Source organism: Chitinophaga sp. S165, from assembly GCF_003182155.1.
Classification (GTDB): domain Bacteria; phylum Bacteroidota; class Bacteroidia; order Chitinophagales; family Chitinophagaceae; genus Chitinophaga.
This window is the reverse complement of the sequence record NZ_QGTG01000001.1, coordinates 751,722-776,116: the sequence shown is the minus strand read 5'-3', so window position 1 is coordinate 776,116 and position 24,395 is coordinate 751,722. Positions and strand designations below refer to the sequence as shown.

The following is a 24,395-nucleotide window of genomic DNA, read 5'->3' as shown; positions in this document are numbered from 1 at the left end:
AACAAATTGTACCTATGAATGATTCGGGAAACGCCCTGTGTGTTTTCCGTCCCAATACCAATACAACAATTATTTTCAGAATGAGATCATTTCTTTGTAAGTGCCTGGGCTACATGCTTCTATGTTGCCTGCTCACTAGCTCTTTGTTTGCTCAGACAGGACCGGCCGGTGTAAATAACGGGGCTGTGTTGTGGCTGGACGCCTCAGATGTACTGGCGGGGGGAACTGCGCCTGCTTATGGTGCAACATTGTCTACCTGGTTTGATAAGTCAGGCGGTGGACATAATGCAGTAAGCTCGGGAACTAACACAGTAAAATATAACAGCGGGGGACCAAACGACCGCCCGGTAGTCAATTTTAGCCGGACCTCAGCCTCAGTAGGTTCAGGTATGACCGTAGCCGGGCTGGATATTAGGAAGGTGACATCTCCGGATGTCACCATTTTTGCTGTATACCGTCCGGGAACAAACGATGGTAATGCCCAGGCTATATGGGGAAATGATAATGGAAGCCAGCAACGCTACTTCAATAATAAAGCTGCAACGGGCACAGACGATGCCAGCCTGGCCACTGGTGGTACAGCCGTCGTCATACCCGGGGGCGCAAAGGCCGCCGAAACAAGGCTTGTTACAGCAGTTTACAGTAACGGAACTAACGCGTCAGCAGCTTATCTGAATGGTAAGCTGATTTCTGCATTTACAGACCAGACAGCCAATGCTACTGGTCTTTCGACGTTTAAGGTAGGCCTGGACGGTGACAACAACTATTATAATGGAGATATCAGTGAGCTGATTGTCTATAATCGTAAACTCACCGCCTGCGAAATAGAGCGCGTTAATATTTATCTGGCAAATAAATATGCTACGGACTTTACGGATATGGCGTCTAATTACACACTTGGAATTCCATTTAACAATGATGTCAATGGCGTGGGTATACGTACTTCTGCTTGTGGAGGCACTTATAATATAAGTGCTTCTTTCAGTGGGATACTGTCAGTTACGAATCCATCCGCGACCAATACAGGCGTAGTGTTAAGCTTCGGTAATAACCGCGGAGGATATACCGCATCCTCTCAGACGCCTTCTACATATACCTCCAGGTTGCAGCAGGTATGGAGAGCAGACCTGAACGGGAATATCGGCACGGTTGATGTTTGCTTCGAATTGACCGGCCTGGGTATAGACGTTTCGAACTCGGGTAACTTTGCCCTGCTCATAGATAAGGACGGCGACTTCAGTAATGCTGCTGTAGTTAGCACGGGCATCACTACGCTAGTGAACAGGGTGTGTATCTCCGGTGTAAGTCTCACGAAAGGCGACTACTTTACACTAGCTACCAGGGCAGCTACTAGTACTGCTTCTGAGATCACTTCTACGAATGAAGGCGTTCAGCAGAAATCATTATTTACAACAGCGTCCATCATAGATGATCAGGTCCTTGTAAAAGGTAGTTCCAGCATTACAGATGGACGAGTATATATAGACGCAGGATTTGTTGCGGGAGATGTGATCTCCTGGGGTACACTGCCTGCCGGTGTCACTGCCGCATATAATGCCACTACCGGTGTTGCCAGCTTCACAGGCACCGCCTCATCAACTGACTGGCAGACCTTCTACCGTACCATGAAGTTCAATACTACCAGTGGTACGACCGGCAACAGGACGATCCGTTTTGTGCTCGGGAATGTAGTTAGTTATACTGTCGGTACGAAGCCGCACTACTACGAATATATTACTACGCCAATGAGCTGGACGGCAGCGAAAGCTGCTGCGGAAGCCCGTACATTATATGGCCTTCAGGGATATCTTGCCACGATCACCGCGCAGATAGAAAATGACTTTATCACCTCCAAACTCTCCAGTGACGGATGGGTAGGGGGTACCTGTAATTATCTGCTGATCAACAGCACGGTAGGTAGCACTGTTTATAATAATCAGAATCAGGCATACGGAAACTATTACTGGGTAACAGGGCCGGAAAAAGGCACGGCCATTTCCACTGGGTTAAATAATCCTGTTTCGGTGAATGGAGCGTATATGAAATGGAATGGCGGAGAGCCCAATAACTACCAGAACACCAATGAACAGTACATGCAGTTGTACTCTACGAATGACGGTAGATGGAATGACCTGAATGATGGCAACAATCTGGGATATGTGGTGGAATATGGTGGTTATGCTTCTGATCCGGTATTGAATATTGACTATACCCGTGTAATGGTGAACGCGCCATCAGCGCCTGCTATTACTTCTTTTGCAGATGATAACGGGTTGAGTACTACAGATAACATCACCAATGATGCCACACTGTCTATCAGCGGTACAGGGCAATCGTCTGCCACAATCACCGTGTACAGGGCCGATCTGGGATCTGTAGGCACTACTACTGTAAATGGTTCAGGTAACTGGACATTTAACTATACAGGTACTACGCTGGCTGATGGTACCTATGCCTTTACGGCTACTGCCACTACAGGGAGTAACACCAGTGCTGCGAGTGCTGTTTATACAATAACAGTGGACAGAACGGCTCCGGCCAAACCCGGTCAGCCTGCCCTGGCTTCCGGTAGCGGAAGTGCATCAAATGATGTTACACCTGACCTGACCGGTTCTGCCGAACCAGGCTCCCAGGTGAAAATATATGACGGCGTTACCCAGATCGGTACGGCTACGACCAATGCGGCTGGTCAGTGGACACTCACGGCGCCTTCTATGAGCATATCATTGCACAATATTACTGTGACTGCCACAGATGTGGCGGGCAACGTAAGCGTTAGCAGTGATCCATTCCCACTGACGATAGATGTTACAGCACCAAATATACCTGCTGCTCCAACATTGGTAGGCGGCGTTGCCGGTGTAACTAGCGATAACACGCCTACTATTATAGGTAATGCGGAACCCAACAGCACTGTCACCATCTATAATGGAGGTACAGCTGTCGGTACTGCTCTGGCGGATAACAACGGGGATTACATCTTTACCTTCCCTGTACTGCCCGACGGACTTAAAACGATTAAGGTGACTGCCACCGATGCGGCAGGTAACACCAGTGCACAGAGCCCGGCCCTGAACTTTACGATCGATACGCAGGCGCCGGCTGTGCCAACGCTTACTACAGCTCAGACACTGACCAACGATAATACACCGACCGTTACTGCCACTACAGATGCTAATAGCACTGTCACCATCTATAAGGACGGCATAGCTATTGGTACTGCTACTCCAAATGGTGGCGGTAATTATACATATACTTTTAACCCGGCGTTGCCAGACGGCACTTATGCAGTCACTGCAACAGCTACGGACGCCATAGGCAATACCAGTGCACAAAGTGCTCCGCTGAATATCACAGTAGATGCTACTGCACCGGCTGCACCAGCTATTACTACCAATAGAACGATCACAAATAATAATACGCCGACTGTAACAGGTACAGCTGAACCTAACAGCACAGTAACTATTTACAGAGGTGTAATTGTCGTTACTACTGTCACAGCAAATGCCAGTGGCAATTATTCTTATACATTCAATCCTGCATTGGCAGATAATGTGTACGCTTTAAGTGCCACAGCTACTGATGCAGCAGGCAACATCAGTGTACACAGTCCTGTATTGAACATCACCGTTGATACCCAGGCGCCTCCTGCTCCTGTTGTATCTGCTGTGATCACTCCGGCTAATGATAATACCCCGACCGTAACGGGTACCGCGGAGCCTAACAGCACTGTAACTATTTATCGTGACGGTGCATTGGCCGGTTCTACTATCGCAGATGCAAGTGGGAATTATGCGTACACATTCACTTCATCATTACCTGATGGGCTGCGCGGCATTACCGCTACTGCTACTGATGCAGCTACTAACACCGGTCCTCAGAGTGCTCCGCTGAATATCCTGGTCGATACCCAGGTACCGGCAATTCCAACCATCACCACGGCTCAGAATCCAACGGCTGATAATACACCGGCAGTTACCGGTACTGCGGAGCCTAACAGCACTGTCACCATCATTGTAGATGGTATTGCTGCCGGTACAGCTACTGCTAGTGCAGGTGGCGCATATACTTTCACTGTACCAACACAACTCTCTGACGGTACACATGCGTTCACTGCTACATCTACTGATGGCGCAGGTAATACCAGTGGAACAAGCGCAACGCTGAATATCGTTATCGATACGCAGGCACCGATAGTACCGACTATCACTACAGCAGTGAATCCAACTACTGACAATACACCAACTGTAACAGGTACAGCAGAAGCTAACAGCACTGTTACTATCATTGTAGATGGTAGTGTTGCTGGTACAACTACAGCTACTGCAGGTGGTACATATACATTCACGACTCCAACAGCACTGACTGATGGTACGCATGCCTTCACCGCTACATCTACGGATGGCGTAGGTAATACGAGTGCATCTAGTGCAACACTGAATATCGTTATCGATACGCAGGCACCGATAGTACCGACTATCACTACAGCAGTGAATCCAACTACTGATAATACACCAACTGTAACCGGTACAGCAGAAGTTAATAGCACTGTGACTATCATTATAGATGGTAGTGTTGCTGGTACAGCGGTTGCTACTGCAGCAGGTACTTATACATTCACGACTCCAACAGCGCTGACTGATGGTACGCATGCATTCACTGCAACATCTACCGATGGTGTAGGAAATGCTAGTGGAACAAGCGCAACGCTGAACATCGTTATCGATACGCAGGCGCCAATTGTGCCGACTATTACTACCGCTGTGAATCCAACTGCGGATAACACACCAACCGTAACAGGTACAGCAGAAGCCAACAGCACTGTTATTATCATTATAGATGGAAGTGTAGTCGGTACAACTACTGCTACTGCAGCTGGTACTTATACCTTCACAGCGCCAACAGCACTGACTGATGGTACGCATGCATTCACTGCTACTTCAACCGATGGAGTTGGTAATACCAGTGCATCAAGTGCGACGCTGAATATCGTTATTGATACGCAGGCGCCAATTGTGCCAACCATTACCACTGCAGTAAATCCAACTGCTGATAATACACCAACTGTAACCGGTACAGCAGAGGCGAACAGCACTGTGACGATCATTATAGATGGTATTGTTGCCGGTACAACTACTGCTACTGCAGCCGGTACCTATACATTCACCGCACCAACAGCGCTGACTGATGGTACGCATGCATTCACCGCTACATCTACGGATGGAGTAGGTAATACGAGTGCAACAAGTGCGACGCTGAATATCGTTATCGATACGCAGGCGCCAATTGTGCCGACTATTACTACCGCTGTGAATCCAACTGCGGATAACACACCAACCGTAACAGGTACAGCAGAAGCCAACAGCACTGTTATTATCATTATAGATGGAAGTGTAGTCGGTACAACTACTGCTACTGCAGCTGGTACTTATACCTTCACAGCGCCAACAGCACTGACTGATGGTACGCATGCATTCACTGCTACTTCAACCGATGGAGTTGGTAATACCAGTGCATCAAGTGCGACGCTGAATATCGTTATTGATACGCAGGCGCCAATTGTGCCGACTATTACTACAGCAGTAAATCCAACTGCGGATAACACACCAACTGTAACTGGTACAGCAGAAGCTAACAGCACTGTTACTATCATTGTAGATGGTAGTGTTGCTGGTACAACTACAGCTACTGCAGGTGGTACTTATACTTTTACAGCACCAACGCCACTGACTGATGGTACGCATGCATTCACCGCTACATCTACCGATGGAGTAGGTAATACCAGTGCATCAAGTGCGACGCTGAATATCGTTATTGATACGCAGGCGCCGATTGTACCAACCATCACTACAGCTGTAAATCCAACTGCTGATAATACACCAACTGTAACAGGTACAGCAGAAGCTAATAGCACTGTGACGATCATTATAGATGGTATTGTTGCCGGTACAACTACTGCTACTGCAGCCGGTACCTATACATTCACCGCACCAACAGCGCTGACTGATGGTACGCATGCCTTCACTGCCACATCTACTGATGGCGTGGGTAATACCAGTGCGACAAGTGCAACGCTGAATATCGTTATCGATACGCAGGCGCCAATTGTACCAACCATCACTACAGCTGTGAATCCAACTGCTGATAATACACCAACTGTAACAGGTACAGCAGAAGCTAACAGCACAGTAACAATCATTATAGATGGTAACATTGCCGGTACAACTACAGCTACTGCAACCGGTACCTATACATTCACGGCTCCAACACCACTGACTGATGGTACGCATGCATTCACCGCAACATCTACCGATGGTGTAGGTAATACCAGTGGAACAAGCGCGACGCTGAATATCGTTATCGATACGCAGGCACCGATAGTACCAACTATCACTACCGCTGTGAATCCAACTGCTGACAATACACCAACAGTAACCGGTATAGCAGAAGCTAACAGCACTGTGGCTATCATTATAGATGGAAGTGTAGCCGGTACAACTACTGCTACTGCAGCAGGTACATATACATTCACGACTCCAACGCCACTGACTGATGGTACGCATGCATTCACTGCTACTTCAACCGATGGAGTTGGTAATACCAGTGCATCAAGTGCAACGCTGAATATCGTTATTGATACACAGGCACCGATAGTACCGACAATCATTACAGCTGTGAATCCAACTGCTGATAATACACCAACCGTAACAGGTACTGCAGAAGCTAACAGCACAGTAACGATCATTATAGATGGTAGTGTTGCTGGTACGGCGGTTGCTACCACAGGTGGTACTTATACATTCACGACTCCAACAGCACTGACTGATGGTACGCATGCATTCACTGCTACATCTACGGATGGCGTGGGTAATACCAGTGGAACAAGTGCGACACTGAATATTGTTATCGATACGCAGGCACCAATTGTGCCGACTATTACTACAGCAGTGAATCCAACTGCTGACAATACACCAACCGTAACAGGTACTGCAGAAGCTAACAGCACAGTAACGATCATTATAGATGGTAACATTGCTGGTACAACTACAGCTAGTGCAGGTGGTACCTATACATTCACGACTCCAACACCACTGACTGACGGGACACATGCCTTCACCGCAACATCTACCGATGGTGTAGGAAATACTAGTGGAACAAGCGCAACACTAAATATCGTTATTGATACACAGGCACCAATCGTACCAACTATCACTACCGCAGTGAATCCAACGGCTGATAATACACCAACCGTAACAGGTACCGCGGAAGCTAACAGCACTGTGACCATCATTATAGATGGTAGTGTAGCCGGTACAACTACTGCTACTGCAGCCGGTACCTATACATTCACCGCACCAACAGCGCTGCCTGACGGTACGCATGCATTCACCGCAACATCTACGGATGGAGTAGGTAATACCAGTGCAACAAGTGCGACGCTGAATGTCATTATCGATACGCAGGCACCGATAGTACCGACTATCACTACAGCAGTGAATCCAACTGCGGATAACACACCAACTGTAACTGGTACAGCAGAAGCTAACAGCACTGTTACTATCATTGTAGATGGTAGTGTTGCTGGTACAACTACAGCTACTGCAGCCGGTACTTATACATTCACAACACCGACAGCGCTTACTGATGGTACGCATGCATTCACCGCTACATCTACCGATGGCGTAGGTAATACCAGTGCATCTAGTGCAACACTAAATATCGTTATCGATACGCAGGCGCCAATTGTGCCAACCATTACCACTGCAGTAAATCCAACCGCAGATAATACACCGACTGTAACTGGCACGGCAGAAGCTAATAGCACTGTGACGATCATTATAGATGGTATTGTTGCCGGTACAACTACTGCTACTGCAGCAGGTACATATACATTCACGAGTCCAACACCACTGACTGATGGTACACATGCATTCACTGCTACGGCTACGGATGGAGTAGGTAATACCAGTGCAACAAGTGCGACGCTGAATATCGTTATTGATACGCAGGCGCCAATTGTACCAACCATTACCACTGCAGTAAATCCAACCGCAGATAATACACCGACTGTAACTGGCACGGCAGAAGCTAATAGCACAGTAACAATCATTATAGATGGTAGTATTGCCGGTACAACTACTGCTACTGTAGCAGGTACATATACATTCACCGCACCAACACCACTGACTGATGGTACGCATGCCTTCACAGCTACATCTACCGATGGCGTAGGTAATACCAGTGCATCTAGTGCAACACTAAATATCGTTATCGATACACAGGCGCCAATTGTACCGACTATCACTACAGCTGTGAATCCAACTGCGGATAATACTCCAACTGTCACCGGTACAGCGGAAGCTAATAGTACTGTGGCCATTATTATAGATGGAAGTGTAGCCGGTACAACTACTGCTACCGCAGGTGGTACTTATACATTCACAGCACCAACGCCACTGACTGATGGTACGCATGCCTTCACTGCTACATCCACCGACGGCGTGGGCAATACGAGTGCAACAAGTGCGACACTGAATATCGTTATCGATACACAGGCTCCGATAGTACCAACTATCACTACCACTGTGAATCCAACTGCTGACAATACACCAACAGTAACCGGTACAGCAGAAGCTAACAGCACAGTGACCATCATTATAGATGGTAATGTTGCCGGTACAGCTACTGCTACTGCAGCAGGTACTTATACCTTCACCGCACCAACACCACTGACTGATGGTACGCATGCATTTACCGCTACATCTACTGATGGCGTAGGTAATACTAGTGGAACAAGCGCAACGTTGAATATCGTTGTTGATACGCAGGCGCCAATTGTGCCGACTGTTACTACCGCAGTGAATCCAACTGCTGACAATACACCAACCGTCACCGGTACAGCAGAAGCTAACAGCACAGTGACCATCATTATAGATGGTAATGTTGCCGGTACAGCTACTGCTACTGCAGCAGGTACTTATACATTCACCGCACCAACAGCGCTTACTGATGGTACGCATGCCTTCACTGCTACATCTACGGATGGCGTGGGTAATACCAGTGCATCTAGTGCAACACTGAATATCGTTATCGATACGCAGGCGCCAATTGTACCAACTATCACTACTGCAGTGAATCCAACTGCTGACAATACACCAACAGTAACTGGTACAGCAGAAGCTAATAGCACTGTAACTATCATTATAGATGGTAACATTGCCGGTACAACTACAGCTAGCGCAGGTGGTACTTATACCTTCACCACACCGACAGCATTGACTGATGGTACACATGCCTTCACAGCAACATCTACTGATGGCGTAGGTAATACCAGTGCATCTAGTGCAACGCTGAATATAGTTATCGATACGCAGGCGCCGGGAGTACCGACTATTACAACCGAAAAAACTCCTACCAGCGATAACACGCCGACAGTGACCGGTACAGCAGAAGCTAACAGCACAGTGACGATCTATGTGGGAGGTAATAACGTTGGTACGGCAAAAGCAGATGCGAACGGTAACTATACATATACTTTTAATCCAGCCCTGGCTGATGGTAGCTACGCTATTACCGCTACATCTACAGATGCAGTAGGTAATACCAGTGCACACAGTCCGGCCTTAAACATCACCATTGATGCAGCGGCTCCCGAAACGCCAGCTGCGCCTCAACTGATCGGTGGCAACAATGGCATCATTAATGATGCCACGCCATCTATCAAAGGTGACGCAGAAGCCAACAGTACAGTAACAGTGTACGTGGATGGTAAACCTGTAGGCACCACCAAAGCAGACGCAAACGGTCACTATACCTATACGTTTGATCCGGCTTTGACTGACGGACCTCACAATATTACAGTGACCGCAACAGATGCTACCGATAATACCAGTGGACAAAGCCCGGCACTGGCTATCGTGATCGATACACAGGCTCCGGCTGTTCCGACAGTTACGACCGACAAATCACCTACAAATGATAATACTCCAACTGTTTCCGGTAAAGCAGAACCGAACAGCACTGTAACTATCATCGTGGACGGTAAACCTGCCGGTACAACAACTGCAGATGGAAATGGCAACTATAGCTATACTTTCAATCCTGCGTTGCCCGACGGTAATCATAACGTGACCACTACCGCAACAGATGCTGCTGGCAATACCAGCCAGCAAACACCTCCGCTGAGTCTCGCTGTAGATACCCAGGCGCCTGCTGCTCCAACTGTTGTTCTGGAAACACCTATCAACAACGGTGTAATTACTACCACTAAGCCAACTATCTCAGGAGCCGCTGAACCTAACAGCACGGTAACTATTTATGTAGATGGTGTGGTTGTCGGTACTACTCCCGCAGATGCAAACGGTCATTACACATATACATTCAATCCTGCTTTATCTCAGGGTGCACATAGTATAACTGCTACAGCTACAGATGCCGCCGGCAATACAAGTACTCCTGGTGGTCCGCTTACATTCTCGATCGATGCGGTGGCCCCTGATGTTCCGGAAGCACCGGTATTACCAGGAATTAACACCCCTGGTCTGGTAAACACCGGTACACCTACCATCACCGGTAAAGGAGAACCAGGAACAACCATCACGGTTTACACAGATGACAAGGCCGTAGGTACAGCCGTGGTAGATGCTAATGGCGATTGGTCTTATACCTATGATCCTGCACTGGCAGAAGGTGCACACAACATTACTGTGACTGCATCCGACAAACAGGGTAACGAAAGCGCTCATAGCAACGAGGTTATACTGACAGTAGATCTCACGAGACCACAGGTGTCTATGTTGACATTGAGAGAGGAGCCATTGAGCGGACCTGTAACCTTTACGTTTAGGTTTACTGAAGATGTGATTGACTTTTCATCTTCTGATATCACCGTGAAAAATGGTACGGTGAAGGAATTTAAACAACTGTCGCCAAGCACCTATGAAGTGGTCCTTGCTCCGGATGGAAACGGTGAATTGACCGTAAGTGTTGCTGAGAATGTAGCTACAGATATGGCAGGCAACGGAAATATAGCTTCGACCACAATTACGCTCCGAGTGAAGTTTGGTTCAGGTATAGACATTGTCTTCCCGATGCCGGCAAGTGACGAGGTGAATGTACGTTTCATAGAAATCAGGGATGGAGATGCCAATGTGACTATGACGAGCATGGCAGGACAGGTGTTGCTGCAACAGGCGGGTATTGTGAAGAACGGAATACTGAAGATCAATACACAGCGTGTTCCTTCAGGCACCTATGTACTCTACATCAGGATGAAAGAGGGCTCCTTTAACACGACGGTCGTAATAGCAAGATAACCACTTATAGTCCTGGTAACCGCCGTTACCAGGACTATACAAAACAATTGAGATGATACGTTTTTGTTTTCATTCTGCAGTATTAGCTTTTTTGATATCAACAGGTCTGCCTGTTATTTCTCATGCACAGGATAAGACTATTAATGTGGCTACGTCTGCAGCGCCATTCCTGCGGATATCACCCGATGCCCGTGCAGGTGGTATGGGTGAAATGGGTATCGCTACAAAAGCGGATGCCAATGCACCATTCTATAATTTGTCTAAGATTGTCTTTGCGGAATCGCCAGATGGCGTCGCAGTTTCATACACTCCCTGGCTGCGGGAGATCAGTAACAAGATTTACCTGGCAACCGTTAGCGGGTATCATAAGCTGGATGACAACCAGGCTGTAAGCGGTGCCCTCAGGTATTTCAATCTGGGTAATATCCAGTTTGCAGATGTTTCAGGTAATCCATTGGGTAGTTCCAGCCCCAGGGAATTCTCTCTCGAAGGTGGATACGCCCGTAAATTGGGAGATCGTCTGAGCCTTGCTCTGGCTGCCCGTTATATCTATTCGAAACTGGCAAGTGGCAATGCCAATAACTCTGGCGTCAATTATAAAGCAGGCAACGCTTTTGGAGTAGATATCTCTATGACTTACAACGCGCTCGACGAAGACGGGAAAGGACTGACTACAGGAGCAACCATTACAAACCTGGGCTCCCGGGTAAACTATAGTAATAACAGCGCCGCCAAGGAATATCTGCCCTCGAATTTTGGTGCTGGTGTTGCCTATACACTGCCGGCACAGGAGGGCCATAAATTCACTTTCGGTCTGGAACTCAATAAGATGCTGACGCCTGTTGTTCCAAGCGATTCCACTGGTATTGCGTCCTATTACGATTACAGTGTTGTAAAAAGCTGGTTTAAATCATTTAGCAGCGCTAACGGCGGATTAAAATCCTTCCAGGTATCCCTGGGAGGTGAGTACAGTTATAATGATGAGTTTTTCGTGCGCGCAGGCTATTTCTATGAAGATAAATACCATGGCGACCGTAATTATCTAACCACCGGTGTCGGATACAAGTATGGTTCCGCTATGATCAATATCGCCTATATAGTGCCTTCCGGCAGCGGAACTACCCGGAGCCCGCTGTCCAATACCCTGCGTTTCGGCGCAACGGTAGATCTTCCGTGGAAATAAATGAGACCTATCCTGTAACCTATACCTATCACTGGCCCGCTTCCTGCGGGCCTTCTGTTTCTTATGTAAGAGTTAGTGCGATCGAGTCGGAAACCTTGGGGATTTAACCGTGAAGCCGTTTTTTATGTAAGCAGCAATTCCTTTATGGTTGAATTCCCCGGCAAACTTTTTACTATCACAATGACTTTACCTCCTGCAGGCCGCGCAGTGATCTTATAATGCCAGTCAATCCCGTTCCAGCCCGAAAATGCACGCCCACTTTCGGTGATAACGCCGTCAGCGTCTATTAGCCTCACCTCCACTTCTGCTACCCTAAACTCATTTTGGGCAATCACTACAACCTCATCACCTTCTAATCTGATATTTTGAACTTCCGGACTGCGGTAAGCATCCTTCACTGCTATATTATAAGCATTTTGCCCCGGCCCTGCCAGCGACTGATAATAAGCCTTTATCTGCGGATCTTCCAGCATTATCTGCGCACGCATCGAAGCAATAGTCATCTTATGCCTTGCCTCCAGCTGTTTTTGCGTAGGCTTTTTCTTTGATGGGCCGCGTTTCTTCGCCATAATGATCTGCCCATTCCTTTCATAGATCGTGATCTGTTTGCCGAGGGTGCCCCGTACAAGCTGCATGAGGATATTGTCTTTAACAATGGCCATAAAAAGGTCGTTTTGAGGTTATAATTACAAGTTTTCTGTATTGTTTCTCTAAGGTACGTATAAGGATACTAAATTGACATCAAAATATCATTTAAAGGTCACTTCAATATCGATTTGATATATAAACGCCATTTAAGTATCCTTTTGGTAACCTTTTAATAAGCTTATATAAAGCTTATAGATAACCTATTCGACCGCTGTAGAAGGATAACTATAGTGAGGAATCTATTAATGTGAGGAAATTTCCGGATTGTCAAAACTATCCGGTTCAGCACTGCAAGGAAAGGAGTAACAGATAGAGATGGTCTTGTTTGGACGTTCTGAAATTTATGCTGAGTACACAAATTCCCAGGTTTTCAACTTGATCCGGCAAGTGTCATATGATGTTTTTTGTTTCACCCCGGTCCGAATAAGATTATAACCGTTCTTCCTATACTTTTCTTGTGATGATCGTTTTTTCGTATTTTGATTGCCTTACCATGCCACGTTAAACACAAAAAACATGAGCTCAAGGAGAACATTTATGCAGCAGGCGGGGCTGATAGCCGCCGGCGCTATGATCAACCCGTCAGGTATTTTCAGCAGAGGCCGTGAAAATACAGTTACCCGAATAGGTATCCAGTTATACACCCTGCGGGAGCAGCTGGCGAAAGACGTCAAAAGTACTATCCAAAAGGTAGCCCAAACAGGTTACAACCACGTTGAGACATTTTATGGTTACAAAGCACCCGATCAGAAAGAACAATTCTGGGGATTGGACCCGAAAGGCCTTAAATCTCTTCTGAAAGACAATAACCTTGTTACCCACAGCGGTCACTATCAGTTGAGTGAGTACCTTACCCGTGGTAACGGTAAAGATGAAGCGCTGAAAGTGCAGATCGAAATCGCGAAAGATCTGGGACAGAAATACCTCGTTGTACCGGTTCCTCCTGCAGGTACGTGGGATAAACTGACTGCTGATGATTATAAGTTCATGGCAGAACAACTGAACAAAGCAGGTGAGTTGGCGCAGAAGTCAGATCTCTTGATAGGTTATCATAATCACTATTGGGAGTTCCGCCAGCAACCGGATGCAAAAACTTCCGGTTATGAGATCATGCTGAACGGTACTGACAAGTCATTGGTAACATTCGAACTTGACCTCTTCTGGGCTATCAAAGCGAATGTTGATCCTGTAGCCCTGTTTAAAAAACATCCGGGCAGGTTCTCTATGTGGCATGTAAAAGATATTGATAAATCAGCCACAGAGAAGATCGCAGGCGGAGATGCAGATCACAAGACTGCCAAAGAAATTCTTCCTCATGTAAAATTTGCTGAAGTAGGCACCGGTGTTGTTGACTTCAGAAATATCTTTGCCAATGCAAGTGTTGCAGGAGTGAAGTATGCTTTTGTTGAACAGGACCAGATCTCCATTGATCCATTTGAAAGCATTAAGAAGAGCTATAGTTATGTGAAGAGTAATTTGCTTAAAGGATAATTATCCCATTTACATTTAAGATAAAAGAGGGCAGATGTAATAACATTTGCCCTCTTTGTTTCTCGTCCTTGCCGTCAAGGTAGCGCCTGCTTTGCGCATATACACTCCTTAGATCCCTTAAAACCCGCAATATTTACGTAGTTTCCGCAATGTGTTTAAATGCGTATTTCCGCATTGGTGGCTCGTTTCAGGAGATTGTTCGCCTTTTATTTCGCCAAAGGCGCCATTTACCCCTTAATTATTGCCAGATAGGAACTCGCAGTTTTCTTTTCTTGTGGGATGTCCTTACTTTGCCTCCGTAACAATCTTTAACCCCCAAAATTACATATTATGAAAATCGCAATGACAGCGTTAGTCATGCTGCTGGGCGTACAAACATTTGCCCAGGATCCTCAAAAAGAAGAAAAGGATACACCGGAACTCCTCTACCAAAGCGTTAAGAAACCTTCAATGGCTATTCCTGATGGACCCGACGGGGATGAGATCAGCAATAAGCCTCTTAGCAACAGGCTAAAAACGATCACTCCCTCCAGGAGGATCATTGTATATAAACAACAGATCTTTACAGAAAAGGACGCTCCGGGTATTGCTATGGCACGCAGCGGAGGCAGTTGCGCGCCGCCGGTTGTAGAAGAAGGTCTGGATCCGGTATATAGCGGAGTAAAACCGCATATGCCGTTGTACCTGCCTTACAAGAGCAGTAGCGTAGGGATCTGGCAGGGATTTTATTACAACTGGGACAAAAATAATGACGGTAGCAAAGACATACATCGTGCTATAGATTACGGTAAAACTTCTGTTGACACTAACGAAGATCCTACCTTCGGCGTGTATGCTATCGCTCCTGGTAAGGTTATCGATGTATATTGGTCAAACGGAGGTGGCAACATCGTGATTATCGAACACACAGCGCCTGACGGATATAAATACCGTAGCCGTTATCTGCATCTCCGTAACGGATATGATAATGACAGATCTCTGGCAAAAAACTCTCCAACTGCTAAATACAAGGCGTTCGCGAAAAATGGTACCACCAGTACATTATGCTGGGGAACAAACAGTCAGACGATTAAAGTAAAGAAGGACGATTATGTACAGGCAGGACAATTCCTGGCCTATGCAGGCAACACCGGTTCTGGTGGTATCGGCGTGATCCTTAATGATGATGGTACACTGACCAATTCAAATACAAAATCATTCAATGTACACCTCCACTTTGAAGCCAGCGTACAGGACACACGTAGTGGTCATAGCGGAGAATGGGTAAATATAGACCCATATGGCACATATAACCACAGTGGTGTGAGTTGTTATGACCTGGAATCAGCAACGCCTTATGCCCGTCTGTTTGCGCCGTTTTATCCAAGTTTCCATAACGTGCCACTGAACATCGTGAATAAATTCTGGTCATATTATACAGGTATGGGTATGGCATTGCAGACAGTAAGCGTTGACCGTAATGGTAGTGACCTGTATGCAGCTGGTTCATTCCAGTGGGGATTGTCAGGTGAATGGTATACGCATTTCTATATGACAGGGGCTGTTTATCAGACTTACTTTAATACCTATAGTGCAAAAGGTATGCGTCCCCGTCAGATATCAGTAACGAAAGACGGTAGTGGAAATCCGCGTTTTTCTGTGATCTGGGAAAAGAACCCTGCAGGCCAATCGTCTTATTCTGTACACAATGCAGATGATGCCGCTTTCAATACCGCCTGGAAAACATATGTTACCACTAAGAAATGGCATGTGCAGGAGCACGTTGACTACACGGTGAACGGTAAGAGACTCCACGCGGCAGTTTTCATAAACAAACCGAACGACAATGGGTTTTATCTCTACTATGGTATGAATTCATCTGATTTCAATAATAAATTCAATGAATTATACCCTAATTGGGAGTTGAAAAGCATCTGTGTGAACGGTAGTCAGGTAGGAGGGGTATGGCGTCCTAAAAAGAACAACTATGCCGCCTATTATGGTATGACATCGTCAGATTATCAATCCAAGTTTAACCAGTTTTCATCTCAGGGATTACGCCTGGTAAAGGTGCAGAACTATGATGACAATGAGCGTTTCAGCGCTGTATGGGGTAAGTAAACTGGTAATTAGTACAGACTTATCACCTGTGTAAAAACAGGTTATGTCAGGCATGACCAGTGCAAAGTACGATCCCCGTAAGGACGGCCAATGTAAGACACCAACAACATAAAAAGACGCCCCTTATAATTATGCGATGGAAGAGGTGGCGATTTGACAGACCATAGTATAAAGGCGCCGCCCGGTTAATGGCTGGTCCCGAAAGTTGAAACACTTTTTGGACGAATTCCATAAGCCAGGGCGGCGTCTTTTCTTCTTCTTACCTTTTTTGTATTGCCTCGAATACCCTGTTTCGGTATTCCACAAATTAGCCGTTGATGCGGCTTCCGGCCATAGACTTACCTGTATTTTTGTTTTTTGCAGATATTGGGCCTGTAGCTCTTTCAAGCAATACTTCCAGTGAATAGAACCGGCTTTCTGATTGGACCTCCAGTGCGATAAGCTTCTGCTCAACGTCGATATGCCTCGATTCAATCAGAACAACTTTCTTCTCTATTACTGTCACTTTTTCCCGAAGGAAGTTAAATTCGGCGGCGACATCTATTCTGAAATTGTTCAGGTTTGCCTCGAGTGAATCGACCCTTGCTTCAAGTACGTCAAACTTTCTGTGCAGGCTTGCTACCTCGCCCTTCAGATCAATTACCGCGCTTAAGATTTGTTGTGCTACATCGGTAGCAATAGTTAATGTTGCCATAAAAAGTAGTTTATTAATAATTGGTTAGAAAATACATGTAATACCAGATACTGTCTTAAGTGGCACCAATTTTTTATCCAATTGGTAATCGTTGATTCACACACTATGGACGCAGCACCATAGTCGCTCATCAGAAAAACAAGTAGCTTCCTGTTCTAAGCAGGCGCTTACCATAGAGTCTAAGGCGCTTACCAGAAAAACAAGTGGCTTCCTGTTTTAAGCAGTCGCTTACCATAGAGTCTAAGCCGCTCATCAGAAAAACAAGTAGCTTCCTGTTCTAAGCAGGCGCTTACCATAGAGTCTAAGGCGCTTACCAGAAAAACAAATAGCTTCCTGCTCTTAGCAGTCGCTTACCATAGAGTCTAAGGCGCTTACCAGAAAAACAAGTGGCTTCCTGTTTTAAGCAGGCGCCTACCATAGAGGACATAGCCACTTACCGGAAAAACAAATAGCTTCCTGCTCTTAGCAATAGGCAAAGCAGATCAAATCAAAATGATACCTATATACAAGACAGGCACTAAGCCTCCAGTCCATTCATCTAAGACAAACAGACACTACGACAATATTCATTTTCAAATTAGGACGATGCCGGCAAAAGATTTATTGCGGCAATCTATATTGAGGGATTGTTTACAAACAATTGAACTGGAGCATCTACCCAGGGCGGGCAATATGCTATTTTATGTGTTTAAAATTGGAATGCTACCCGGATGGCAATTGATCTGAAAAAATAACCTTCCCTAAAAGAATTGATATACGTTTTTTGCATTGGTATTTCTCTGTCATCTTAAAACAGTTTTTCTACGTGAAAAATGATTGGCACCGGATCAGGAGGTAGCATCTCTGTCTAGTCTGGAAATAAACAGAGATACTACTATTGTGTCCTTATCTCTTCTGCATCAAACAATGGCTTTAATACACTCAAAAGTATTAAACACTTTTCGGTTTTCCCTTATTCATTTTGTTCATTCTAATATTCACGGCCACTCCTCCAGCCAGTAATAATAACATCACTATATAACTTGACATTGACAGTTTAATTCCACTGTAATATGAAGAAGGCTCGAACTTAAATGTGATCGTGTGTTTGCCCGCTGGTACTGACATTCCGCGTAATGCATAGTTTACACGGCAATAAGGTGCGGGCTGTCCATCAATGAACGCGTTCCAGCCCTGTTCATAGTATACCTCTGAAAACACTGCAAATTGTTGCGTGCCGGCAACCGAATTATAACTGATCTCATTGAGGTTGTTCGCAATCAAATTGATCGTAGCCGTTGAATCATAACCGGCAATTTCCTTCACCACAGGTTTATAACGCTGGTCTATCACCACCGTATCCTTTGTATCCAGCTGGTCCAGCGTCTTCATCTCTGCATCGGCATTTGGCGCCCACAGAATGTGTTTTACAAACCAGGCGTTGCCCAATGCATCCGGATTTCTTTGTGCTACCGGCTGTCCGTCCTGCCCAGGTACGATTACATATTTTGTATTCAGCATGTTGAGCACCCGGATATTATTATGACTGATCTGCCTTTCAATAAGATCTGCATACAGTTGTAGCTTCGCCGCATGATAGCCGCCTACGCTCTTATGAAAATAAGATGTCATCGCATCGTCGAACGGCGACGCAGTCAGATTAAATACTCTATAATAAGGGTCTTTGTCCTGCAATATCTGCTGATCCGATGCTGATGCCTGAAACGGCTGGCTGTAACTATTTTCATCCATAAAACTTTCGTCATTCAGATAGCGCTTGTCAACCTGAATAAGATCAACCACAACCAATAGCGATATACCTGCGAGCAGCCATGTGGCATTAACCCGGTTCTTAAGAAATAGCCACAACAGTAAGAATGCTATGCCCGCAAATAGGACCGTACGCAATACATCATTGTGATACAGGTCTTGTCTGTCCGCATAAAGGGCTACCATTAGCTCATCTGCCAATTGAGTATTACCCTGACCCATTTGCACGAGCTTAGAGCGAAAAACGTCATCTCCTCCGGGACTTTCTGCTATATTGGTCGCATTGGTATACCTGAAATTAAATGAGGCAGCATAGATCAATAGCAATACACCTGCCACGATCATTCCGGTCCATTTCAGCTTCTTTTGCAATTCCTCACGCGATAACCGTCCGCTGATCAGCTCTTGCAAGGTAAGCGCTGCAAGTACAGCAAATGATAGCTGCGGAATGATCAATGCCTGTGACGGCGCCCGGAATTTGTTATATAAAGGGAAGTGATCGAACATGAAATAGTTGAATGCGGAGAAATTACTGCCCCATGCCAGAAGAATGCCTAATACGCTTATTGCGATGAGCCACCATTTATGCCATGAGCGGATAATGAAAAGCCCCAGCAACACCAGCAGACAGATCACTGCTCCCATATATACCGGTCCGGAGGTACCAAGTACCGACTGGTCGCCCCAATAAAGGTTCCAGTGTTTTGTCATTTGCTGTACCTGCACTTCGGGTACGCCTAATGATGCCAGCTTCTTATATGTTTCCGAATCTTCACTCAACGAACCCGAAGAACTGCCCCCGTAAATATCTGGTACCAGCATGGTAAATGTTTCAAACTTACCGTAGCTCCACCGGAAGGCATATTCTTTATCTAATCCACCCTTACTTTTATCCTCCGATGTTCCCGGTAGCGGAGTCAGTTCTGATACTCCGCCACGGGTACTTTCTTTGGAATATTCAAAGGTCGTCCATAGAGACACGGCATTTGACCCAAGTGACAGTACTACTGCCAGTATGGTGAGCAGACCACTGATAATGAGATGCCTGTATTCTCTTTCGCGAATACAGTATATCGCGTATGTAACTGCAATAACTGCCAGTATCAGGAAGAAATAATAGGTGATCTGCAGGTGATTAGCGCCTACCAGGTAGGTGAGGAACAATGCCATTATGCCTGTTCCCAGCAGATATTTCCTTTGCATGATCAGCACAAACCCTGCTATCACGGCAGGCAGATAGGCCATTGCCAGCATCTTTGTTTCATGTCCCGTTACTATGATGATGGGCGAGTAACTCGCATAGGTATATGCCACCGCTCCCGCAAATCCTATCCAGGGATTCGTGCCGAGTACAATGCATAACAAGTAAAAACATAAGGCGGACAGAAACAGGACATTGACCGGCTTGGGCAGCCCAAACGTAAGGATAGCAGGAATGTAGTTTGCAAAATTGTATGGTGTTTCCATCGCTATCTGATAGGTGGGCATTCCTCCGAACATGCTCGTCGTCCACAGCGGCGTAATACCATGTGCTTCTTTAAACTGCATGGCTTCTCTGGCCATTGCCTGCCATTGTACATTGTCGCTCTGACTAAGTATTTTGCCGTTCATAGCCGGTTTGCAATAGATAATGCTGAGTATCAGCAAAGCGAGTATTGCAACGGCATGTGGTAGTAAAGATCTCAAACGGGTCATCATAAATGTGCTTATAATTGGGCAGTGATATTTAGAGATGGTTTAAACAGTAAAGGAGCCCGACAGCAACACCGGACTCCTTTACTTATAAGTTAAAGAATGTATTATTTCTCTTCATCCTTTTCCTTCGGTTTGTCTTTTTCGACATTGCAGATATGTACTTTGGCAATACGGTGCTGGTCCATTTTTATCACCTCCAGCTTCAGGTTCCTCCAGGTGATACTATCGCCTGTCGTAGGGATCTTACCCATCCTGTCCAGTATAAACCCTCCCAGTGTAACAAAATTGGCAATGTTAACTTTATTGGGATCTGCATCTATGCCCATCAGCTCCAGGAATTCAACAAAAGGTAACTGACCATCCACCAACATGCTGCCATCTTCATTGCGGGTCACTTCATATTCAAACTCATTCGTTTCGGATATATTTCCTACCAGTGCATCGACAATGTCGTTGATCGTTACTAACCCTTTGATAGACCCGAATTCATCCACAACCATCGCCTGGTAGATCCTTTCCCGCTTAAACAGTTCAAGCAGCTGATAGGTGCGGTTATGTACCGTTACCACCAGTAGCTTACGGCTGACAGTTTCAAGGTTGTTAATGACCCCGTTGAAATTGTCGCTGATCAGGTCTTTGGAATACACGAAACCTGTAGTATGGTCCAGGTCTCCTTTTGCCAGCGGATACACGGTATGCTTCTGTGTCAGGATCTTGGCTTTGTTTACTTCAGGATCATCTGTAACGTCTAGCCATACCACCTCGTTACGGGGTGTCATGAGGGCAGATACCTGCCGGTCGCCCAGGTTGAACACGTTTTGGATCAGCGCTTTTTCCGTTTCTTCAATCACACCGCCCTGGTGACTTTCAGCAATGATCACCCGAAGCTCTTCTTCCGTATGGATATCTTCATGTTCATGTACCGGGCGAATACCTACCATTCGTAGTATCACGTTGGCAAGGCCGTTCAGTATCCAGATGAAAGGCCTGAACACAGCATAGAATAATTTCAGCGGTATGGCAACGGTAAAAGTAGTAGGTACCGGTTTCCGTATAGCCAGCGACTTAGGTGCAAGCTCTCCGAATACGATGTGGAGGATCGTTATGCTGAGGAATGCAAAAGGAACGGCTATTTTATGTGCCACATCCTCCTGCAGATTGATATTCAGTGCGTGGAAAAGATTTAATATCAGAGTGGTGGTTACTTTTTCGCCAACCCAGCCCAATCCAAGTGAAGCAAGTGTAATACCCAGCTGCGTGGCCGCAAGATAACCGTCAAGGTTATTAACGATACTTTTGGCCACCTGCGAGACTGTCTTACTTCGCCCGGAATTGACTTCTATCTGCGAGGACCGGACTTTCACGATCGCAAATTCTGCTGCCACAAAAAAACCGTTCAGCAGTACCAGGAAGATGGTGAAAAATATGTCTAACGTCATGTATGATGTGTCTTAATTTATACTAAGGATTCTTAAGATAATACTAATTTGCCTTTTTAGGTCTATGTAGATCTCCCCAATCGGAAATGATCTGCAACATATGTTTCATTGACTCTCCGTCATTTGTAAGCTCATATTCCACTCTTGGAGGCACTTCTGCATACACCAGCCGTTTGATCAAACCGTCTTTTTCCAACTCCCTCAATTGTAGTACAAGAATACGTTCAGATACATCAGGAATACTCTTTTTCAACTCACTATATCTCAATTTACCGTCAAGTAACGCCCAAAGAATAGTTGGTTTCCATCTCCCCCCGATCAGATCAAGCGTATAAGCCATACCGCAATTTACGTGTATCTTATTCCTGTTCAATGTATTAGTTGAGCTATCCTTTCTCATTACTTACATTTTTGTCAGTACTTAATAATCTTGTCAGTACCTGTAAAATTAACGCTACCACTTTACTTTTACAAACAATTAAGAAAAATAGTTATTATGAAACATCTTGAAAACAAGGTCGCACTAGTAACCGGTGGCAGTCGTGGAATGGGCGCCGCCATTGTAAAACAACTGGCTGAAGCAGGTGCAAAAGTCGCTTTTACATATGTTCGCTCTGCCGGAAAGGCCCGGGAACTGGCCGCTGACATCAGTAATGCAACAGGTCAAACCGTTATTGCCCTGGCGGCCGACAGCGCCTCTCATACCGCTGTAACGGCTGCTGTGGAGGAAGTAGTAAGCGCTTTTGGCGGAATAGACATCCTGGTGAACAATGCCGGTATCTATGAAAGGAAACCACTGGAAGAGCAAACGGCGGCAGACTATGATGAAATGATGGACGTAAACGTGAAAGCAGTATTTGTGGCCTCTATCGCGGCTATGAAACATATGAAGAAAGGAGGGAGGATCATCAGTATCGGCAGTAATATGGCCGATCGTGTGGCCGGTCCCGGTGCTACCCTTTATGCGATGAGCAAGTCTGCTTTGATCGGTTTCACAAAGGGCTTATCCCGTGAACTTGGTCCGAAAGGCATTACGGTTAACCTGGTACAGCCCGGTCCTACCGATACTGACATGAATCCCGCCGTTGGCGCACGTGCCGATAGGGCCCGTTCTATGATGGCGTTGCAACACTATGGTGAGGCCGCAGATATTGCCAGCCTGGTCACCTTTCTGGCTGGGCCCGGGAGCGGTTTCATCACCGGCGCCTCGCTGACGATAGACGGCGGGTTTAATGCCTGATGGAAAAAAAGAAGTGATGATTAACATGGCATTAACTGTCATTACGTTAATAATCACTTCTTTTACAGCTTTAGAACCCCATTATATGAGCAAAAAAGAATACTTTTTATCCCTCTTTATATGTCTTTTTTTCCTTTCTATCGGTATTGGCGGATATGCATTTTTGAATAAGAAACCAGCTGCGGCTGCGGCCACCTGTACGGGCAGTAAGTATTGCAAAGCCTGCAAAAATTGCCGCTACTGTAAGCATTGCGCCAAAAATGGTGGCGCCTGCGGTGTTTGCAGATGATCTCCTGGCTGCGTCACAGCTCCTATCCATTGCAGGGTAATGATGATAATTAATAGCTTACCTTTTCCGGAATGCGTTTCTAATGCAGACCGGCATATCATCACTATGTTGCTTATTCAATAAAGTGCAGCAAAGTATCTAAATAAACAGCATCAGCCCCAACGCGATCAATGCAGGTAATGCCTGTACGAAGAAAATGCGCTTACCTGCCGTCAATGCACCGTAAATGCCTGCTACCGCAATGCAGATGAGGAAGAAAGCGGCGACTTTCAATGACCATTCATAATCATCAATAAAGAATGACCAGATCAGCCCTGCTGCCAGGAAGCCATTGTAAAGCCCCTGATTGGCAGCCAGTGTTTTAGTTGGTTCAAAGAGGTGTGCCGGTAGTTGCTTAAAGACCCTGGGAGCCCGTGTTGTCCAGGCAAACATCTCCAGCCATAGGATATAGAGGTGCTCAAGGGCACAAAAGCCAATGAGAAATTTAATTAAGAGCAACATAAATAGTAATTTTGAGTAGGTTTTCGATGGACTAAGATATAATAATTCCAC

12 protein-coding genes are annotated in these 24,395 nt (G+C 46.0%); 6 read left to right on the top strand and 6 right to left on the bottom strand.

Annotation, left to right across the window (positions count from 1 at the left end):
• Positions 1 to 80: 80 nt before the first annotated feature.
• Both C7475_RS02885 and porV read left to right on the top strand, forming a co-directional pair.
• Entirely contained in the window at positions 81 to 11,315 is an 11,235-nt protein-coding gene (locus C7475_RS02885; RefSeq protein WP_158286402.1) for an Ig-like domain-containing protein, read from the top strand.
• A gap of 52 nt (positions 11,316 to 11,367) precedes the next feature.
• Complete coding sequence (porV, locus tag C7475_RS02880) at positions 11,368 to 12,498, top strand: type IX secretion system outer membrane channel protein PorV (protein ID WP_110050836.1); 1,131 nt, start codon at positions 11,368 to 11,370, stop codon at positions 12,496 to 12,498.
• A gap of 122 nt (positions 12,499 to 12,620) precedes the next feature.
• Here porV and C7475_RS02875 read toward each other — a convergent pair whose 3' ends face one another.
• Positions 12,621 to 13,160, bottom strand: coding sequence for a hypothetical protein (locus C7475_RS02875; RefSeq protein ID WP_110050833.1), 540 nt, complete (start codon positions 13,158 to 13,160; stop codon positions 12,621 to 12,623).
• Between the two features lie 502 nt (positions 13,161 to 13,662).
• Between C7475_RS02875 and C7475_RS02870 the strand changes: the two genes are divergently transcribed.
• Together C7475_RS02870 and C7475_RS02865 are read left to right on the top strand one after the other, a co-directional pair.
• On the top strand, positions 13,663 to 14,637 hold the full coding sequence (locus tag C7475_RS02870) for a sugar phosphate isomerase/epimerase (RefSeq protein ID WP_110050831.1): 975 nt from the start codon (positions 13,663 to 13,665) through the stop codon (positions 14,635 to 14,637).
• 330 nt (positions 14,638 to 14,967) lie between these two features.
• The gene (locus tag C7475_RS02865; protein WP_110050829.1) at positions 14,968 to 16,737 is read left to right on the top strand and encodes a M23 family metallopeptidase; all 1,770 of its coding nucleotides are present in this window, start codon (positions 14,968 to 14,970) and stop codon (positions 16,735 to 16,737) included.
• Between the two features lie 307 nt (positions 16,738 to 17,044).
• Here the strand turns inward: C7475_RS02865 and C7475_RS02860 are convergent, their stop codons facing one another.
• From C7475_RS02860 to C7475_RS02845, 4 genes are all read right to left on the bottom strand, one after another.
• On the bottom strand, positions 17,045 to 17,431 hold the full coding sequence (locus tag C7475_RS02860; protein WP_110050827.1) for a hypothetical protein: 387 nt from the start codon (positions 17,429 to 17,431) through the stop codon (positions 17,045 to 17,047).
• Between the two features lie 930 nt (positions 17,432 to 18,361).
• Positions 18,362 to 20,878, bottom strand: a complete 2,517-nt coding sequence (locus C7475_RS02855; protein ID WP_110050825.1) for a YfhO family protein — start codon at positions 20,876 to 20,878, stop codon at positions 18,362 to 18,364.
• A 101-nt stretch (positions 20,879 to 20,979) separates the two neighbouring features.
• Entirely contained in the window at positions 20,980 to 22,314 is a 1,335-nt protein-coding gene (locus C7475_RS02850; RefSeq protein ID WP_110050823.1) for a hemolysin family protein, read from the bottom strand.
• Positions 22,315 to 22,357: 43 nt separating this feature from the next.
• Positions 22,358 to 22,714, bottom strand: coding sequence for a helix-turn-helix domain-containing protein (locus C7475_RS02845; protein ID WP_110050821.1), 357 nt, complete (start codon positions 22,712 to 22,714; stop codon positions 22,358 to 22,360).
• 96 nt (positions 22,715 to 22,810) lie between these two features.
• On the opposite strand from C7475_RS02845, the gene C7475_RS02840 reads away from it, so the two are divergent.
• Positions 22,811 to 23,554 carry an SDR family NAD(P)-dependent oxidoreductase gene (locus C7475_RS02840; RefSeq protein ID WP_199236161.1) on the top strand — a complete coding sequence of 248 codons (744 nt, stop codon included), beginning with the start codon at positions 22,811 to 22,813 and terminating at the stop codon, positions 23,552 to 23,554.
• The gene (locus C7475_RS33240; RefSeq protein ID WP_233259752.1) at positions 23,547 to 23,843 is read left to right on the top strand and encodes a hypothetical protein; all 297 of its coding nucleotides are present in this window, start codon (positions 23,547 to 23,549) and stop codon (positions 23,841 to 23,843) included. The genes C7475_RS02840 and C7475_RS33240 overlap by 8 nt, the downstream gene beginning before the upstream one ends.
• 138 nt (positions 23,844 to 23,981) lie before the next feature.
• Here C7475_RS33240 and C7475_RS02830 read toward each other — a convergent pair whose 3' ends face one another.
• Positions 23,982 to 24,344 (bottom strand): DUF1304 domain-containing protein, encoded by a 363-nt coding sequence (locus C7475_RS02830; protein ID WP_110050817.1) that lies wholly within the window; start codon positions 24,342 to 24,344, stop codon positions 23,982 to 23,984.
• Positions 24,345 to 24,395: the final 51 nt, after the last annotated feature.